At 59.0% G+C, this 16966-nt stretch carries 13 protein-coding genes; 5 read left to right on the top strand and 8 right to left on the bottom strand.

The window, feature by feature from the left end; genetic code table 11:
• Positions 1–56: 56 nt before the first annotated feature.
• The gene (locus ABD937_RS08610; protein WP_345255102.1) at positions 57–2693 is read left to right on the top strand and encodes a valine--tRNA ligase; all 2637 of its coding nucleotides are present in this window, start codon (positions 57–59) and stop codon (positions 2691–2693) included.
• Positions 2694–2940: 247 nt separating this feature from the next.
• On the opposite strand, the gene secD is transcribed toward ABD937_RS08610, so the two are convergent.
• Positions 2941–5901 (bottom strand): protein translocase subunit SecD, encoded by a 2961-nt coding sequence (secD, locus tag ABD937_RS08605; protein ID WP_345255101.1) that lies wholly within the window; start codon positions 5899–5901, stop codon positions 2941–2943.
• A 119-nt stretch (positions 5902–6020) separates the two neighbouring features.
• Between secD and ABD937_RS08600 the strand changes: the two genes are divergently transcribed.
• Together ABD937_RS08600 and ABD937_RS08595 are read left to right on the top strand one after the other, a co-directional pair.
• Positions 6021–7295, top strand: coding sequence for a serine hydrolase (locus tag ABD937_RS08600; RefSeq protein WP_345255100.1), 1275 nt, complete (start codon positions 6021–6023; stop codon positions 7293–7295).
• Between the two features lie 219 nt (positions 7296–7514).
• Positions 7515–8654 carry a pyridoxal phosphate-dependent aminotransferase gene (locus tag ABD937_RS08595; protein WP_345255099.1) on the top strand — a complete coding sequence of 380 codons (1140 nt, stop codon included), beginning with the start codon at positions 7515–7517 and terminating at the stop codon, positions 8652–8654.
• A gap of 124 nt (positions 8655–8778) precedes the next feature.
• Here ABD937_RS08595 and coaE read toward each other — a convergent pair whose 3' ends face one another.
• The 7 genes from coaE to ABD937_RS08560 form a co-directional block, all read right to left on the bottom strand.
• The gene (coaE, locus tag ABD937_RS08590; protein WP_345255098.1) at positions 8779–9369 is read right to left on the bottom strand and encodes a dephospho-CoA kinase; all 591 of its coding nucleotides are present in this window, start codon (positions 9367–9369) and stop codon (positions 8779–8781) included.
• Between the two features lie 59 nt (positions 9370–9428).
• Positions 9429–9761 carry a preprotein translocase subunit YajC gene (gene yajC / locus ABD937_RS08585; RefSeq protein ID WP_345255097.1) on the bottom strand — a complete coding sequence of 111 codons (333 nt, stop codon included), beginning with the start codon at positions 9759–9761 and terminating at the stop codon, positions 9429–9431.
• 16 nt (positions 9762–9777) lie between these two features.
• Complete coding sequence (locus ABD937_RS08580; RefSeq protein ID WP_345255096.1) at positions 9778–10233, bottom strand: DUF1573 domain-containing protein; 456 nt, start codon at positions 10231–10233, stop codon at positions 9778–9780.
• A gap of 30 nt (positions 10234–10263) precedes the next feature.
• Entirely contained in the window at positions 10264–11193 is a 930-nt protein-coding gene (gene nusB, locus ABD937_RS08575) for a transcription antitermination factor NusB (RefSeq protein WP_345255095.1), read from the bottom strand.
• A 226-nt stretch (positions 11194–11419) separates the two neighbouring features.
• Complete coding sequence (locus ABD937_RS08570; protein WP_345255094.1) at positions 11420–12193, bottom strand: SDR family NAD(P)-dependent oxidoreductase; 774 nt, start codon at positions 12191–12193, stop codon at positions 11420–11422.
• A gap of 299 nt (positions 12194–12492) precedes the next feature.
• On the bottom strand, positions 12493–13308 hold the full coding sequence (locus tag ABD937_RS08565; RefSeq protein WP_345255093.1) for a phytanoyl-CoA dioxygenase family protein: 816 nt from the start codon (positions 13306–13308) through the stop codon (positions 12493–12495).
• A 110-nt stretch (positions 13309–13418) separates the two neighbouring features.
• Complete coding sequence (locus tag ABD937_RS08560) at positions 13419–14054, bottom strand: phosphatase PAP2-related protein (RefSeq protein WP_345255092.1); 636 nt, start codon at positions 14052–14054, stop codon at positions 13419–13421.
• A 404-nt stretch (positions 14055–14458) separates the two neighbouring features.
• Between ABD937_RS08560 and ABD937_RS08555 the strand changes: the two genes are divergently transcribed.
• Positions 14459–14740, top strand: a complete 282-nt coding sequence (locus ABD937_RS08555) for a co-chaperone GroES (RefSeq protein WP_345255091.1) — start codon at positions 14459–14461, stop codon at positions 14738–14740.
• A 121-nt stretch (positions 14741–14861) separates the two neighbouring features.
• The gene (groL, locus tag ABD937_RS08550) at positions 14862–16499 is read left to right on the top strand and encodes a chaperonin GroEL (RefSeq protein WP_345255090.1); all 1638 of its coding nucleotides are present in this window, start codon (positions 14862–14864) and stop codon (positions 16497–16499) included.
• Positions 16500–16966: the final 467 nt, after the last annotated feature.

Genomic DNA, 16966 nt, shown 5'->3' with positions numbered 1-16966 from the left:
GGTGTGCCGGATGAACTATCTTCGCACACCATTTTTGTTTATATCAAGACCGCGTCATGAACACAACGCTTTCGAAGAATTACGAGCCCGGCCAGGTAGAGGAATCCTGGTACGCCCACTGGGAACAGAAAGGCTATTTCCGCAGCAAACCCGACGGCCGCCCGCCGTTTACGGTGGTGATTCCGCCACCGAACGTCACCGGCGTTCTCCATATGGGCCACACGCTCAACGAAACGGTGCAGGACGTGCTGGTGCGTCATGCCCGCATGAGCGGCTTCAACGCCTGCTGGGTGCCCGGCTCCGACCATGCCTCCATCGCCACCGAAGCCAAGGTGGTGCAGATGCTGGAGAAGGAAAAAGGCATTAAGAAAAGCGAGCTCTCCCGCCCGGAGTTCATGAAGTACGCCTTCGAATGGAAGGAGAAGTACGGCGGTATCATTTACCACCAGATCAAAAAGCTCGGCTGCTCCGTCGACTGGGACCGCGTGTCCTTTACGATGGACGACCATTATTACGCCGCCGTGATCAAGGTGTTCGTGGACCTGTACGAGAAAGGCCTTATCTACCGGGGCGCCCGCATGATCAACTGGGACCCGTCCGCGCAGACGGCCCTTTCCGACGAGGAAGTGGAATACCGCGACATCCAGGGACACCTGTATTACGTACGCTACCAGGTCACCGGCACCGACGAGTACATCACCATCGCCACCCAGCGCCCGGAGACCATCATGGGCGACACGGCGGTGTGCGTGAACCCGACCGACGAGCGCTATGCCCACCTGAAGGGGAAGACCATCATCGTACCCCTCGTGAACCGCGAAGTGCCGATCATCTTCGACGAATACGTGGACCCCGCCTTTGGTACGGGCGCGCTCAAGGTGACGCCCGCACACGACATCAACGACTATAACCTCGGTCTCAAGCATGGCCTGCCTACCATCGACACCCTGAACGCCGATGGCACCCTGTCGGCCGCTGCACAGGTGTTCGTAGGCATGGACCGCTTCGAGGCACGCAAAGCGGCCGTGGCGCAGCTCCGCGCCGAGGGCAGCCTCGTGAAGGAAGAGGAATACAGCACCCGACTCGGCTTCTCGCAGCGCACCAACGCCGTGGTGGAGCCCCGTATCTCGACGCAGTGGTTCGTGCAGATGCGCCACTTCGCCGACCTCGCGCTGGAAGCCGTTACGAGCGGCGAGGTGAAGATCCACCCCGAAGAGCGCTTCCTGGCTACGTATAAATACTGGCTCGAGAACATCAAGGACTGGTGCATTTCGCGCCAGCTGTGGTGGGGTCAGCGCATTCCGGCCTGGTACGACGCCGACGGAAAATTCGTCGTTGCGGCTACAGCCGACGAAGCGATCGCTAAATTCAAGGAGCAGCACAACATTGACCATTCACCATTGACCATTCGCCAGGACGAGGACGTGCTCGACACCTGGTTCTCGTCCTGGCTCTGGCCCATCGAGGTCTTCAACGGCATCACGCAGCCCGGCAACCCCGACATCAACTACTACTACCCCACCAACGTGCTCGTGACCGGCCAGGACATCATCTTCTTCTGGGTGGCGCGCATGATCATGGCGGGACAGGAATACAAGAACCAGCGCCCGTTTGAACACGTGTACTTCACCGGCATGGTGCGCGACAAGCAGGGCCGCAAGATGAGCAAGAGCCTCGGCAACTCGCCGGATCTCCTTGACCTCATCGACCGCTTCGGCGCCGACGCTGTGCGCTTCGGCATCCTCATCTCCTCTCCCGCCGGCAACGACCTTCTCTTCGACGACTCCAGCTGCGAGCAAGGCCGCAACTTCAATAACAAGCTGTGGAACGCCCTTAAGCTCGTTAAGATGTGGGAGGGCCGCCAAGCGACGGATGGCTCCATTGCCGATTCCCGATTGCCGTTTGCCGTTGAGTGGTTCGGCCAACGCCTGGCGCAGGTAAAGGCGCAAGTCGAAGACCTGTACAAAGGCTTCCGGCTTTCCGAAGCGCTGAAGACAGTCTACTCGCTCATCTGGGACGACTTCTGCTCCTGGTACCTCGAATGGGTGAAGCCCGGATTCGAACAGCCGATCGACAACGCGGTATACGCGAAGACCATCGAATATTTCTCCGAGCTGATGCAGTTGCTGCATCCGTTTATGCCCTTCATCACGGAGGAGATCTACCACCAGCTCGCCGAGCGTACCGATGACCTTTGTGTAAAGCAGTTCACCAAGGGAGCTCCCGCCGATGCGTCCGTGCTGGCGCAGGGCAGCCTCCTTCAGGACGCCATCTCCGCGCTCCGCGACGCCCGCGTCAAGAACAACCTGAAACCGAAAGACCCGGTAACCGCTTCGATTCAAACAGACGCCCGTAGCCAGTTCGCTCCCATCGCAGCCATCCTGGGCAAGCAGGTGAATGCCGAGGTACAGTTCGTGGACGATGCCGTTCCGGGTGCCATCACCGTGGTGCTGGGCACGCAAAAATTCTATTTGTCGTCCGAGCAGGCAGTGGATACCGGCGTGCAGAAAGAGCAGCTTCTGAAAGACCTCGAATACCACAGGGGCTTCCTGGCCTCGGTGGAGAAGAAGCTCGGTAACGAGCGCTTTGTGGCGAACGCGAAGCCCGACGTAGTGGACGCCGAGCGCAAGAAGAAAAAGGACGCCGAGGAAAAGATCGAGGCCATCGAGAAGAGCCTTGCCTTGCTAGGTTAAACGGGTGAAGACGCATTCAGGTGCGTCTGCGCTGATACTACAAAAAAGAGACGCACGGTGTGCGTCTCTTTTTTGTCTGTGCGGATGATCGGGAACGAATACCCATAGCTGAAGCTATGGGCTGGTTGAAATCGAAAACCCACGGCTGAAGCCGTGGGCTGGTAGGGACCAACCTTTCAAAATCCGCCGAAACCTAATAGAAAATGCCCCGGGATAGCCGGGGCATTTTCTATAAAAAAACCTTGAATTAGTGCTTGGCCAGCGCCTTCTCGTTGCGGGTCTTTGCGGGCTCCTCAACGGTGGGCAGGGGCTCGCCGAGGGGCTTCTTGCCACCGAGGTCCACAAGGATCGGGGCGGCAACGAAGATCGAGGAGTAGGTACCGGTGATGACACCGATCAGCATCGCGAAGGCGAAGCCGCGGGTTACTTCACCACCTACCAGGAACAGGATCAGGATGGTTAGGAACACCGTGAGCGAGGTCATGATCGTGCGGCTCAGCGTTTCGTTGATGGCCTTGTTGATGACCACCTCCTTGGGGGCGCCCACCATCTGGCGACTCATCTCGCGGATCCGGTCGAACACGATCACTGTATCGTTCATCGAGAAGCCGATCACCGTCAGTACGGCAGCGATGAAGTGCTGGTCGATCTCGAGCGGGAAGGGAACGATCTCACGGGCGAAAGAGAACACGGCCAGCGTTACAAGCACGTCGTGTGCAAGGGCCACGATCGTACCGGCGGAATAGCGCCAGTCGCGGAAGCGGATGAAGATATACAGAGCGATGATCAGTACCGACCAGAAGGTGGCCCATTTGGCACCGTTCTTCAGGTCGTCGGAGATCGTCGGCAGCACCGTGGTGGAGCCGAGCTTGTACCTGGTCTGGAACTGGTCGTAGGTGAGGCCGGCGGGCAGGTGCTTCTGCAGGCCTTCGAACAGCTTCGCCTGTACCGCGTTGTCGGTAGCGGCACCGGTCTGCGTAATGAGGTACGAAGTCGTGATGTCGAGCTGATTGTCGGCACCGATCGTCTTGATCACCGGGTTCTCGCCGAAGGAGGCCTTCAGGTCGTCGCGCACCGCGTCAACATTGGCGGGCTTGTCGAAGCGCACCACGTAAGAGCGGCCGCCGCGGAATTCCACACCATAGTCGAAGCCATGGAACAGGGAAGCGATACCGAGGGCAAGCACCACGAACGAGATGCCGTAGGCTACCTTACGGTATTCGATGAACTTATAGGCGGCATGCTTGAACACGCGCTTCGACACACCCGTGAAGTACTCGAGGTGACGGCCTTTGCGCATGAAGATGTCGGACACCCAGCGGCTCACCAGGATACCGCAGAACAGCGACAGGAGGATACCGATGATCTGGGTGGTGGCGAAGCCTTTTACGGGGCCGAGACCGAAGGAGAACAGGATGATGGCGGTGAGGAGGGTCGTAACGTGGGCGTCGAGCACCGGCGGCAGCGAGCGGCGGTAGCCCTCATTGACAGCCTGCTGGTAATTCTTGCCTTTCGTCAGCTCTTCCTTGATGCGCTCGTAGATGATCACGTTCGTATCCACGGCCATACCGATCGTCAGTACAAGACCAGCAATACCCGCTGCGGTGAGGGTGGCGCCGAGGCCCGTGAGTACACCGATGGTGAAGAGGAGGTTGAGGATCAGCGCGATGTTGGCCACCCAGCCCGACGTGTTGTAGTACACGAGCATGAGCAGGAAGATCACCACGAAGGAAAGGCCGAAGGCATACATACCGCCTTTCACGGCGTCTTTACCGAGGGTGGGGCCTACCTGCTGGAAGGCAACGATCTTGGCGGGAGCAGGCAGCTTACCGGCCTTGAGGATGTTGGCAAGGTCCTTCGCCTCGGTGATGGAGAAGCCACCGGAGATGGAAGAGGATCCACCTTCGATCTTGTCGTTCACCACGGGGGCGGAATACACGATGTTGTCGAGCACGATGGCGATGAAGCGGCCTTTGTTGGCACCCGTCATGTCGGCCCAGAGGCGGGCGGCGGTCGGGTTCATCTTCATGGTCACTTCCGACTTACCGGAAACCTGGTTGAAGTCGTTGCGGGCATCCACGATGCCTTCGCCCTCGATCTTGGCCTTGGCGCGGCCGTAGGTCTTGAGGCCGTAGAGCGGCACGAAGGCAGAGGGCTGTGTTTTGTTGTTGCCGGCCTCGGGCATACCGTAGGCGAACGCGATGTCGGCCGGGAAGGCCGCGCGAACGGTCGGCATGTTCAGGTACTGGCGCACGAGGCTCGTGTCGTTGGTCGACACCATGCCCACGATGCCGTTGTCCTGCTGCAGGGGAATGAGGTAGCGGAACAGGGAAGGAAGGTTGGCGGAGTCGATCTTCTTGCCGCCCGTGGTATCGGTGTTGCCACCCATGGCTGCTACAAAAGCCTTGTCGGCAGCCTGCAGCGAGGTTACGAGCTCGCTCAGGTTGTACACTTCCCAGAACTGGAGGTTGGCGGAGGATTGCAGGAACTTGCGTACACGCTCTTCGTCCTGAACGCCCGGAAGCTCTACGGTGATGATGCCGCGCTGCTTGTCGGGGTTGATGTTGGGCTGGGCCACACCGAACTGGTCGATACGGGTCTGCAGTACGCGGAAGGTACGGTCGAAGGCATCGTTGGCCTCGGTACGGATGGCGCTCACCACCTGGTCGTCGGTAGCGTTAGGCTTGATCCGGTCCTGGCCGGCAACGGCAAACAGGGTAGCGAGGCGGCCGTTGGGGTTCAGTTTCTTATACTCGTCGCGGAACAGGGTCACGAAGTCGGCGTCGGAGTTGGCCTTACGCTTGTCGGCGTTCTGCAGCGCCTGCAGGAACTGCGGGTCGCGGCTGTTGTTGGCCATCGACTGGAGGAGGCCGGCCAGCTCTACTTCGAGGGTGACGTTGATACCGCCCTGGAGGTCAAGGCCGAGGTTGAGTTCGTTTTGCTTGGCCGTCTGGTAGGAAATAGCACCCGTGGGGCCATAATGTACGGTCACGTTTTTCGTGCTGTCCTTCAGGCGCTTCAGCCGGTCTGCAAAAGCCTGGTCTTTGGTGGCTTTGTCGGCATTGCGGTAGTTGAAGTTCACAAAGCTCTGCGCTTTTGCCTCGAGTTTTTTCTCGTGGCTGCGCACCACCCAGGTGAAGGATAATTCATAGAATGAGTACAGGATCAGCAGGATCGTGAAGAAACGGACCAGGCCTTTCAATTGCATACACGGTTTTTTTAAAGAGGGGCAAATATAGCTTTTTCGGCTTACATTCATGCGCTTTCTTCGCACGCTCCACCGCGCATAAACGGGCGTTGGACAAGGCATTGCGCCACTTTAACGATATGACGACCCGGATCACCCAATTCGGCCGGCTGGCGGCCCTCGGCGGCGCCCTGCTGCTCGCCGCCTGCAGCGCCTCCCGCAAGGCGGCCCCGCCCCCCCCTGCCACGCAGGCACCTGCCGACACCCTTCTCGCCGGCCTCCTCCGCCAGCACCCCGCCGACTTCGACTCCGTGCTCCGCAACGCCGCCACCTGGGGCGTGCAGGTGCTCTATACCCGCATCGACCGCGACGCGGCCAACCGGCCCCGGCTATCCCACCACAGCTACGCGCTGAACCCGGACCGCTATTTCTACCCCGCCTCCACCGTAAAGCTGCCCGTGGCCGCACTCGCGCTGCAGCGGCTCCAGGAGCTGAAAGGAACCGGCGCCGACCGCAACAGCACCCTGATCACGGAGGCGGCCACGCCCCGGCAGACCGCCGTGTACAACGACCCCTCCTCCCCCGACGGCCGCCCCACGGTGGCGCAGTATATTCGGAAGATCCTGCTGGTGAGCGATAACGACGCCTACAACCGCCTTTACGAGTTCCTGGGGCAGGAATACATCAACCGCGAGCTGCAGCGCCGCGGGTACGACTCCGTGCAGATCGTGCACCGCCTCAACATCTTCCTGCCGGAAGCAGAAAACCGCGCCGCCAACCCGGTGCGCCTCCTCGACTCCTCGGGCCGGCTCCTGCACCGCAAGCCGCTGGAACGGAGCGGTATGGTGTACCACGTCCGCCACGACTCCGCCGGCACCGGCTTCTACCGCGGCGACTCGCTGGTGCGGGCGCCCTTCGACTTCTCCAAAAAGAACCGCCTCCCCCTCCGCGACCTCCATTCGATCCTCATCAGCCTGATCCTGCCCGAAGCCGTGCCCGAGCGGCAGCGCTTCCGCATCTCCGAGGACGACCGTGCCTTCCTGCTCGACTATATTAGCCGCTGGCCGCGTGAGTCGGACTACCCCGCCTACGACAGCAGCTACAAAGACACCTATTCGAAGCTGCTGCTGTATGGCGGCGAGGCACCGGCCATCGACGGGGTGCGGGTTTACAACAAGGAAGGCGACGCATACGGCTTCCTGATCGATGCGGCCTATATCGTAGACAAGGCACAGGGCATCGAGTTCTTCCTGAGCGCCGTCATCTCCTGCAATCCCGACGGCATTTACAACGACGACAGGTATGCCTACAGAGTTGGCTTCCGCTTTTTGCAGCGGCTCGGCGAAGTGCTGCTGGAGCACGAGCGCGCCCGTCCGCGTGAACGCAAGGCCGACCTGGGTGGCTTGCCGCGGTGAGACAGTTTGTCGTTTGAAGTTTGTAGCTCGCTGGTGCCCGTGAGAAGTTTTGACGCTACCGGCGGGCCATGACCGTTCCGACTGCCCGGCAGACCATGCCGTGTGGCAATTACATGAAGGGTTGCGCAGGAAACGTATTTCCTTACTTTTGCCCCTTTCCCATACATCATGGAACTTGCTTCACGATTGCTGCTGTTTAACGAACCCGAGACATTACGTATGGCCAAGCTGGGCCGCGAGCTGCGCGCGCAGGGCGTGGACCTGGTAGACCTGAGCCTCGGGGAGCCCGACTTCGATACGCCCGAACACATCAAGGAAGCCGCCAAGGCGGCCATCGACGACAACTGGAGCCACTACACCCCGGTGGCCGGCTACCTTGACCTGCGTGAGGCGATCTGCGGCAAGTTCCGCCGCGACAACAGCCTCGAATACACACCTGACCAGATCATCGTGTCCACCGGCGCCAAGCACTCCCTCGCCAACGCCGTGCTGGCCGTCATTAACAAGGGCGACGAGGTCATTATCCCGACGCCGTTCTGGGTCACCTACGAGGCGCTGGTTAACCTCGCCGAAGGCACCGTGGTGAAGATCCCCGGCTCTATCGACAACGACTACAAGATCACACCCGAACAGCTCGAGGCAGCCATCACGCCCAAGACGCGCCTGTTCATGTTCTCCTCCCCCTGCAACCCCTCCGGCGCCGTGTATTCGCGGAAAGAGCTCGAAGGCCTTGCCGAGGTGTTTCGCAGGCACCCGAACGTACTCGTGATCTCCGACGAGATCTACGAATACATCAACTATTGCAACTGCATGGAAAGCATCGCGCAGTTCGAGTGGATGAAGGACCGCACCATCATCATCAACGGCCTTTCGAAGGGCTTTGCCATGACCGGCTGGCGCTTGGGCTACCTCGCCGCACCGAAGGAGATCGCCAAGGCCTGCGAGAAGCTGCAGGGACAGTTCACGAGCGGCACCAATGCGATCACGCAGCGTGCCGCCATCACGGCGCTCACCGCACCGCTGGACGCTACAAAGGCCATGGTGGCCGAGTTTGCCCGTCGCCGTGCGCGGGTGCTGGAGCTGATGGCGGAAGTGCCCGGGTTCCGCTTCTCAAAGCCCGACGGCGCCTTCTATGCCTTCCCTTGCGTGGATCACTATTTCGGCAAACGCGATGGCGACGAGGTCATCGAAAACGCCAGCGACCTGGCCATGTACCTCCTCAACAAAGCCCACGTCAATACCGTTACGGGCTCCGCTTTCGGCGACCCGCAATGCCTGCGGCTTTCTTTTGCCAACAGCATGGAGAATATCGAAAAGGGCTTTGCGCGGATCAAGGAGGCACTGGCGAAGCTGCAATAAGTCAAAAGTCAAAAGTAAAAAGTCAAAAGCCTTTCCTTCCCGGAGAGGCTTTTTATTTCGAGTTCCTGCTTCCGACGAAACCTTTCAAAACCTCCCGAAGCTTCGGGACAAAACCATTGAAAACCTATCGTGCTGCAAGCTGAAGAATTCTCTGGTGTAAGGCGATGACCTGCGGTATGAGAAATTGCTGCTCGTCGTTGTGCACCACGAAGTCGCAGAGCCGCATCTTGATCCCTTCATCGATCTGGCGGCGCATGCGGTCCTGGATCGCTTCGCGGGTGGCGCCGTCGCGCTGCATGGCGCGCTGCAGCCGGATATGCTGAGGGGCCGAAACGCCGATGATGTGATCGAGGCCGGCGGCAGAGCCGCTCTCGAACAGCAGGGCCGCTTCCTTGATGACATAGGGGGCCCGTTGCCGCGCCATCCAGGCCTCGGCATCGGCGATCGTGGGCGGGTGTGCGAGGCTGTTGAGCAGGGCGAGCTTTTCGGGATCTCCAAACACGAGGGCGGCCAGCTTCGCGCGGTCGAGTTCCTGACCGATATAGATGTCGGCGCCAAAATGCTCCTTCAGCGCGGCCTGCAGGCCGGCATGGGTGGCGTATAGCCGCTTTGTAGCCCCGTCGGCGTCGTACACGGGTACGCCCAGCAACCGGAAGATCCGGGCCACCGTGCTTTTTCCCGAGCCGATACCACCTGTGAGTCCGATGCGCAGCATAAAAAAATCCGGAGTGCAACCTCCGGATCAAAAATAACGTTCGTCGACTGCGCGCGCGCTTATTTCTTGTCGGCCACGGCGGGCGTAACACCCTTCTTGAGGGCCTGCGTCATTTCCATGGAGATGGAGGAGCGCTCCATACGCATCGTGTAGCCGCGGGCCACTTCGAGCTCGAAGGTGGTGCCGTCTTCGTTGAGGCGGCTGATACGGCCGTGGATGCCCGCGATGGTCACCACCTGGTCGCCGGGCTGGAGGTCGCTGATAAAGGTCTTTTGCAGTTTCTGGCGCTTCGCCTGCGGGCGGATGAAGAACAGCCAGAACACGAGGATCATGCCGCCGATGAGGATGAACTGGGAATATCCGGCACCGGGAGGGGCTTGTAATAAGAACATGAATGGTGGTATTTGGTTATTGATTCTTTGCTACTTCTACTTTGAAACGGAGGTCGTGCAGCTGCGGCAGCGTGTTGGCGATCACCGTGATGTTCTTGTCGTTGGTGCCCACGCGGCCCTCGCTGTTGAAGGTGCCTACGATGCGGCCTTCGGCTCCGGGCGCGATCGGGTCGTTCGGCTTTTCGGCCACCGTGCAGCCACAGGTCGCGTTGGCCGACTGGATGATGAGCGGCTTCGTGCCTGTATTGCGGAAGCGGAATGCGACCTCCACCTTGCCGCCTTCCATCACGCGGCCCATATCCTGGTAGGTGGAGTCGAGCCACTGGATCGTGGTGGCGTTGGCGGAATCCGCACCGGGAGCCACGCTGGCGGTGGCGAGCGAATCTTTCTGGGCGCCGTTATGCTTCGCGTCGTCGCTGGTGCAGGCGGCAAAAAGTACGAGTGCGGTGCAGGCGGTGAGCAGGTGCTTCATGTGCTTCTGTTAAGGCCGCAAAGTTATTGGTTACGCGCCTTTTTTGAAATCTGTTTTGTGCAGCTTGCCCTCGCCCGCGAGTTCCTTGTGGATGTTGTCGAGGATGCCGTTCACGAACTGGCCGCTCTGGCCGGTACTGTACTCCTTGGCAAGCTCGATATATTCGTTGATGGTGACCTTCGGCGGGATCGTTTCGAAAAAGAGCAGCTCGGCTACGCCCATCTTCATCAGGATCATGTCGAGTGCGGCAATGCGCTCGGCGTCCCAGTTCTTCAGCTTGGGGTGAATATAGGAATCGAGTTGCTCGCCCTTTTCCAGCACCGTCGCCAGCAGGCTTTTGGCAAACTGCAGCTTGTCGGGGGATACGAAGGGATCGATGCGGAAGGAGCCCGGCTTCGTGAGGTATCCCTGCACCAGTTGCACGACCATCTCGCCGTCGTCGTCCCAGTTGGAATACAGCTCCTCGATGTGACTGATAAAGTCTTCGTTGGGCAGCAGCAGGGATTCGAAAATGTACTCGAGGATGGCGCGCTCGCCCTTCTTGTCGCGCTCGCCGGTGGCGATATAGCTGCGGTACTCCTCGGATTCGGTGAGCTGCACGTACACGCGGCGAAGGAGGTCGCGGTCGATGCGGAGGCCCGGCTTCATGGCTTCCCATTCGGCCTTCAGCGAAGGATCCTCGCGCAGGGTCCAGAGGAGCTCGTTGCCGGAGATCTTGGTGTTGACGTTGAGGTCTTCGGCCGACGGCAGGTGCTTGGAGCGGCGCTGGTACGAATCGGTCTCAGCATAGGCGGCTACCTCGGTCAGAAAGTACAGCACATACTGGAGCAGGTCACGCGACTGGTCGAAGTGCTTCTGGAGGAGGCGCTGCGCGTCTGCCGTCTTCGCACCATCGCCCATCGTACTCATTGTATACAGCGCCTGCATCACCTTCACCCGGATATTCCTTCTGCTGATCATCGTTCAAGACTTTAGAGCCGGCAAAGATAGCGGAAAAGATGTCAGATCTCAGATGTGAGGATGTCAGATGTCGCTGACGCACGCCATTCTAAGATTTCAGATCTTGGATGTGATGATCTCAGATCTCGCTGCCGCACGCCAACTTGCGATCTCAGATCTCAGATGTGACGATGTCAGATCTGGCTTGCGCACGCAAGATCACAGATCCGAGATCACAGATCTGAGATCACTTGTAGAGACCCGCGGCTGTTTTCTCCGCAAGGCCCTTCGGGAAGAGCCAGACGAGGAAGGCGCCGACTTTGTTGATGAGGCCGGTGATGACCTCGGCCTTGCCTTTTACCATGCTGTCGACGGCCATGCGGGCCACTACCTCTGGTGTCATGTTGACCTTCTCGGCGGCCTTCAGGGCCTTCTCCCCCACCTGGGCCACGTTGGCGAACTCGGTGTCGGTAGCGCCCGGGCACACACAGGTGACCGATACCGACGTGCCCCTCAGCTCGTAGCGAAGGCCCCGGGTAAAGGTGAGCACAAAGGCCTTGGAGGCGGCGTAGACCGACAGGAAGGGCACGGCCTGGTAGGCTGCCGAGGAGGCGATGTTGAGCAGGTAGGCCTTTTTCTGTGCCTTCAGCACGGGCAGGAAGTGGTGCGTCAGGCTCACAAGGGTGTTCATGTTCACCTGCATCATGGAGAGCTGCTCGTCGAGCGGTACCGCGTCGAAGGCGCCCGAGGCGCCGAAGCCGGCGTTGTTGATCAGTGTATCCACCACGTAGCCCTTTTCGTGGCACCAGTAGAACACGCGGGCGGCAGCTGCCGGGTCCGACAGATCGGCGGCCAGGTAGTCGGCCTGCACCTTGAACTCGCTGCGGATGGCCTCCGCCTCGCGGGCCAGGATGCTCTCGCTGCGGGCCACCAGCAGCACGTTATGGCCGCGGCCGGCCCACTCGCGGGCAATGGCCCGCCCGATGCCGCGGGAGGCACCGGTGATCAATGCATAAGTCATGGGAATATCGAATAATGAATGGCGAATATCGGGGGAATATCGAATAGCGAACAAGGAATAAAGAAGGAAGAAACGACGCTAAAGCCGTAAAGACGCATTCATTTGCGTCTCTGATAACACAGAGGTCATCATCGTACTCCAGTAACGACGCATAACTATGCGTCGCCGCTACCGAACAGGGAACAGGGAATAAGGAACAGGGAACACACAAGTAAGCGCAAACAAAAGAAAGGAGCAATGTCTGCACACTGCTCCTTTCGTTGATTATTCTAAATTCCTTGTTCTGTATTCGATATTCCCTAGTTCTGAACCGTGCGGGCCAGGCGGTGGTAGAACGGCGTCTTGCTGTTCTGGTCCTTGGGCATGTACTTACCGGTAACCACCGGCACGTACATCACGCGGCGGCGGCTTGCCTCGCCGTAGTGGGGCGACTGCTGCACGCGGTGCCAGAGGCGGCCGTCGTGTACCGTGAGGTCGCCGGCGTTGATGTCGAAGCCTACCTCGCGCTTGTCGGGGCGGTGATCGATAAAGTATTTCTTCCCGAAGAGCAGGCGCAGGATGCCCTGCGTGTGCGTGCCCGGCAGGATGCGGAGGCCGCCGTTCTCAAACGGACAGGTATCCAGGTGGATGCCTACGTTGAGCATCGGCATGATGCGCTGGCCCATAAAGAGGTCGCGCGGGGAATCGGTATGCCAGCCCATCTGTGAGAAGGCGCTGTTGGGCGTGCGGATGTAGTTGTTGACGACGAGCCCGTCTTTTTCGTCCTCGCCGATGCGGCCTTCGAAGGGCTTCACGAGCTCGGTGAGCGCCTGCAGGCGCGGGTCGCGGAGCAGCTCCTGGAGGATGATGCTGTAGTTGGAGGTAAAGCACATACGCTGGATGGTCGCGTTACCGTGCTCGTCCTTACCGAACTTCAGGGGGATGCCATTGATCTTCTCCACGCCTTCATCGAGCAGGTGGCGCTCGATGCGGCTGATCTCGTTCTTGATTGTCTCTACGGTCTCTACAGGGATGAAGTTGCGGAACATGAGTACGCCGTGCTTCTGGAAAAACGACAACTGCTCCTCCGTGATCTTCTGCCCCAATACAAAGTCTGGGATATGGAATTTCCTCATTGCAGTACGAAAGTTTATTTAAAGGGCGCCTTTCCCTTAAACAAAAGGGCAGGGATTCCCATTCTATCGGCGATAAAAAAACGCATTTTTATGCTCTTGACCAAAGGTTTTTAGTCAAACAAGACCTTTTTCGCGGCGAAATAGCATAAATACGTAAGGAAGGGCGCTGCAAGCACATCAATGCTGTAGTGCACATGCTGCACCAGCACCAGCACCCCCACCGCCGTTCCGGCCGCCGCGGCAAGCCAGCGCTCCCACTTTTCCGGCAAACAATAGGCAAACAAAAACACTGTAGCCGTGTGCCCGGAAAAGAACAGGTCCCGGGTCACGAATTCCTCGCCGTAAAACCGGTTGGCAATGGGATCCACCAGGGGAATAAGCCCTTCGGGCGGCTCCAGGCTGGTCATATAAATGGTGGCCATACGCAGGAGGGTCAGGGGCACGTAGCTTCCCAGGAACAGGTACACGAACCGGGGGCTTTTGACGGCCCGGCGGATCCCCAGGAGTACCACGCCCCAGATGCAGGCGAAGATCGGTACCGATACATCGGCGGGGCCAAGGTACTTCAGAAGGGGGTCCTGGATATGGCGGCCGCCCCGCGCCTCGATGACCTGGAAAAAAGGCGGCAGGGCGGCGAGCACCCCGAGCATCAGCACGACGGCCACGATCAGGCGCTTCCGGAAAGGCCGGTCCTCCCAGGCTTCCCGCCATGACCGGTCGGCCTGCGTCAGTTCATGCTGCTTCATCGCCGCAATGTTACAGACATTCCGGAAAAGGCGTTTGGAGTTTGACGATTGGGGTTTGAAGTCTTGTTCCGGAAGACGTGCAATCCGACCAGCCGTTTCCGCGGCTTTTTCGAACCGGCCCGGATCTTTCGGCCAATGCGGGAAAGGAGCAAACGCCCCCGGATTCAAGCCAGCGCATGGTGATCGGACTGGTGCGCCACGCCCATCAGGCTGAGCTGGAGACCTGACAGAATTGCCAGAACCTGACAGCTTTAACAGGCTTTTGACAGGCGGGGCCGACAGAAACTGCAAAAATTTCGGGTTCCGGGTGGTGGCACATTATTCGATCAGGGATGCGCACCGCAGGCGAAGCAATTCCGCGTACCTTGCGGCCCTTCTATCTTCTAACTTAAACCAAAATTCATATGTCGAACAAAGTGAATGTCACCCCCCTGCACGACAGAGTGATCGTGAAACCCGCCGCCGCTGAAGAAAAAACGGCTGGTGGTATCATCATCCCCGACACCGCCAAGGAAAAGCCCATGCGCGGCGTAGTGGTAGCGGCCGGTCCCGGCAAGAAGGACGAGCCCGTCACCGTGAAAGAAGGCGACACCGTGCTTTATGGCAAATACGCCGGTACGGAGATCTCGATCGAAGGCGCCGACTTCCTGATCATGCGCGAGAGCGATATCCTGGCGATCGTTTAATGCTGACCCGCCTTTCTGACGAAGTCAAAAGGCAAAAGTCAAAAAACAAAAAACCTTAGGGTCAGAATGCGTGCTCAAGCGCTTTTGAATTTTGAATTTTTAATTTTTAATTGAAATCACAATGGCAAAACAACTGTTTTTCGAAACTGATGCCCGTAATAAGATGAAGCGCGGCGTGGACGTACTGGCCAACGCCGTAAAGGTCACCCTCGGTCCGAAAGGCCGCAACGTGGTGATCGAGAAGAAATTCGGCGCCCCCGCCGTAACCAAGGACGGTGTGTCCGTAGCCAAAGAGATCGAGCTCGAGGACGCCATCGAGAACATGGGTGCCCAGATGGTGAAGGAAGTGGCCTCCAAGACCGCCGACATCGCCGGTGACGGTACCACTACCGCTACCGTGCTCGCCCAGGCCATCATCACCGAAGGCCTCAAGAACGTAGCCGCCGGTGCCAACCCCATGGACCTGAAGCGCGGTATCGAAAAGGCCGTGAAGGCCGTTGTTGCCAACCTGAAGGAGCAATCCCAGACCGTAGGCAACGACAACCAGAAGATCGAGCAGGTAGCTACGATCTCTGCCAACAACGACTCCGAGATCGGCAAGCTGATCGCCGAGGCGATGGCCAAGGTTTCCAAGGACGGTGTGATCACCATCGAGGAAGCCAAAGGCATCGAGACCACGGTGGACGTGGTGGAAGGGATGCAGTTCGACCGCGGCTACATCTCCCCCTACTTCGTTACGAACTCCGAGAAGATGCAGGCTGAGCTCGACCGCCCCTACATCATGATCTACGACAAGAAGGTGTCTTCGATGAAGGACATCCTCCCCATCCTCGAGAAGGTGGCCCAGCAAGGCGCTCCCCTGCTGATCATCGCCGAGGACCTCGAAGGCGAAGCCCTCGCTACCCTCGTGGTGAACAAGCTGCGCGGCACCCTGAAGATCGCTGCCGTGAAGGCCCCGGGCTTCGGCGACCGCCGCAAGGAAATGCTCCAGGACATCGCCGTGCTTACCAAGGGTATCGTGATCTCCGAAGAGCAGGGCTACAAGCTCGAGAACGCCGACCTCACCTACCTCGGCCGCGCCGAGCGCGTAGTGGTGGATAAGGACAACACCACGATCGTTGGTGGCGTTGGCGAGAAAGAAGCCATCACCGGCCGCATCAACCAGATCCGCGCCCAGATCGAGAACACGACCTCCGACTACGACCGTGAGAAGCTCCAGGAGCGCCTCGCCAAGCTGAGCGGCGGTGTGGCCGTGCTGCACGTAGGTGCCGCCACGGAAGTGGAAATGAAAGAGAAGAAGGACCGCGTGGACGACGCCCTGCACGCTACCCGCGCTGCCGTTGAAGAAGGCATCGTTCCGGGTGGTGGTGTGGCCTATGTGCGCGCCATCGAGAGCCTGAACAATATCGAGACCCTCAACGGCGACGAGGCCACGGGTGTTCAGATCATCCGCCGCTCGCTCGAAGAGCCCCTGCGCCAGATCGTGACCAACGGCGGCATCGAAGGCTCCGTAGTGGTGAACAAGGTGCGCGAAGGCAAAGGTGACTTCGGTTTCAACGCCCGCACCGAGCAATACGAGAACCTCATCGCCGCCGGTGTCATCGACCCGACGAAGGTGAGCCGCATTGCCCTCGAGAACGCCGCTTCCATCGCCGGTATGCTGCTGACCACGGAATGCGTGGTGGCCGACAAGCCCGAGCCGAAGTCTGCCGCCGGCGCTCCTGCCGGTATGCCGGGCATGGGTGGTATGGACTACTAAGCCGATGTCAGAACTCAGATCTTTTGATCTCAGAGCTAGATCTGAGATCACCGATCAGAGATCTCCAGATAAAAGTGCCGGGCTTGTGCCCGGCACTTTTCATACAGGCATTGCCGTTAAAGCGCTCCAGCCCTGCCGGTGCCAAAAAATCCCTAAAAAAAATCTAAACCCTGCTGTTCGTTGTACGGGAAGATTTCCTAACTTGTTGGAAGTTACTTTGAACACATAGCCACCACCACCCTTTGGCCTGGAGTTTGCACAAGCACCTACCCTCTGAAAATCAGCCTTTTCGTTAACTTTTAAATGTATGTGTTATGCTGTCAAAGATGTTCAACTGGTTCCGCAACCGATTCACGAAAGCTAACGGAAAAAGCAAGAAGGCGGGGTTCAATTACGATAACCCGTTCCTGATTCTCTGATGTCAAAAGTCTGACAGGTAATCCTGCCGCCTCTGGCCGCAGGGGATG

The organism is Flaviaestuariibacter amylovorans, assembly GCF_039541815.1.
GTDB classification, from domain to species: Bacteria; Bacteroidota; Bacteroidia; order Chitinophagales; family Chitinophagaceae; genus Flavisolibacter; species Flavisolibacter amylovorans.
This window is presented reverse-complemented; position numbering and strand designations above follow the sequence as displayed.

Excerpts from the sequence above, each read along its gene's own strand:
- ABD937_RS08610 (WP_345255102.1), top strand. The coding sequence starts at position 57 with ATGAACACAACGCTTTCGAAGAATTACGAGCCCGGCCAGGTAGAGGAA.
- secD (WP_345255101.1), bottom strand. The coding sequence starts at position 5,901 with ATGCAATTGAAAGGCCTGGTCCGTTTCTTCACGATCCTGCTGATCCTG.
- ABD937_RS08600 (WP_345255100.1), top strand. The coding sequence starts at position 6,021 with ATGACGACCCGGATCACCCAATTCGGCCGGCTGGCGGCCCTCGGCGGC.
- ABD937_RS08595 (WP_345255099.1), top strand. The coding sequence starts at position 7,515 with ATGGCCAAGCTGGGCCGCGAGCTGCGCGCGCAGGGCGTGGACCTGGTA.
- coaE (WP_345255098.1), bottom strand. The coding sequence starts at position 9,369 with ATGCTGCGCATCGGACTCACAGGTGGTATCGGCTCGGGAAAAAGCACG.
- yajC (WP_345255097.1), bottom strand. The coding sequence starts at position 9,761 with ATGTTCTTATTACAAGCCCCTCCCGGTGCCGGATATTCCCAGTTCATC.
- ABD937_RS08580 (WP_345255096.1), bottom strand. The coding sequence starts at position 10,233 with ATGAAGCACCTGCTCACCGCCTGCACCGCACTCGTACTTTTTGCCGCC.
- nusB (WP_345255095.1), bottom strand. The coding sequence starts at position 11,193 with ATGATCAGCAGAAGGAATATCCGGGTGAAGGTGATGCAGGCGCTGTAT.
- ABD937_RS08570 (WP_345255094.1), bottom strand. The coding sequence starts at position 12,193 with ATGACTTATGCATTGATCACCGGTGCCTCCCGCGGCATCGGGCGGGCC.
- ABD937_RS08565 (WP_345255093.1), bottom strand. The coding sequence starts at position 13,308 with ATGAGGAAATTCCATATCCCAGACTTTGTATTGGGGCAGAAGATCACG.
- ABD937_RS08560 (WP_345255092.1), bottom strand. The coding sequence starts at position 14,054 with ATGAAGCAGCATGAACTGACGCAGGCCGACCGGTCATGGCGGGAAGCC.
- ABD937_RS08555 (WP_345255091.1), top strand. The coding sequence starts at position 14,459 with ATGTCGAACAAAGTGAATGTCACCCCCCTGCACGACAGAGTGATCGTG.
- groL (WP_345255090.1), top strand. The coding sequence starts at position 14,862 with ATGGCAAAACAACTGTTTTTCGAAACTGATGCCCGTAATAAGATGAAG.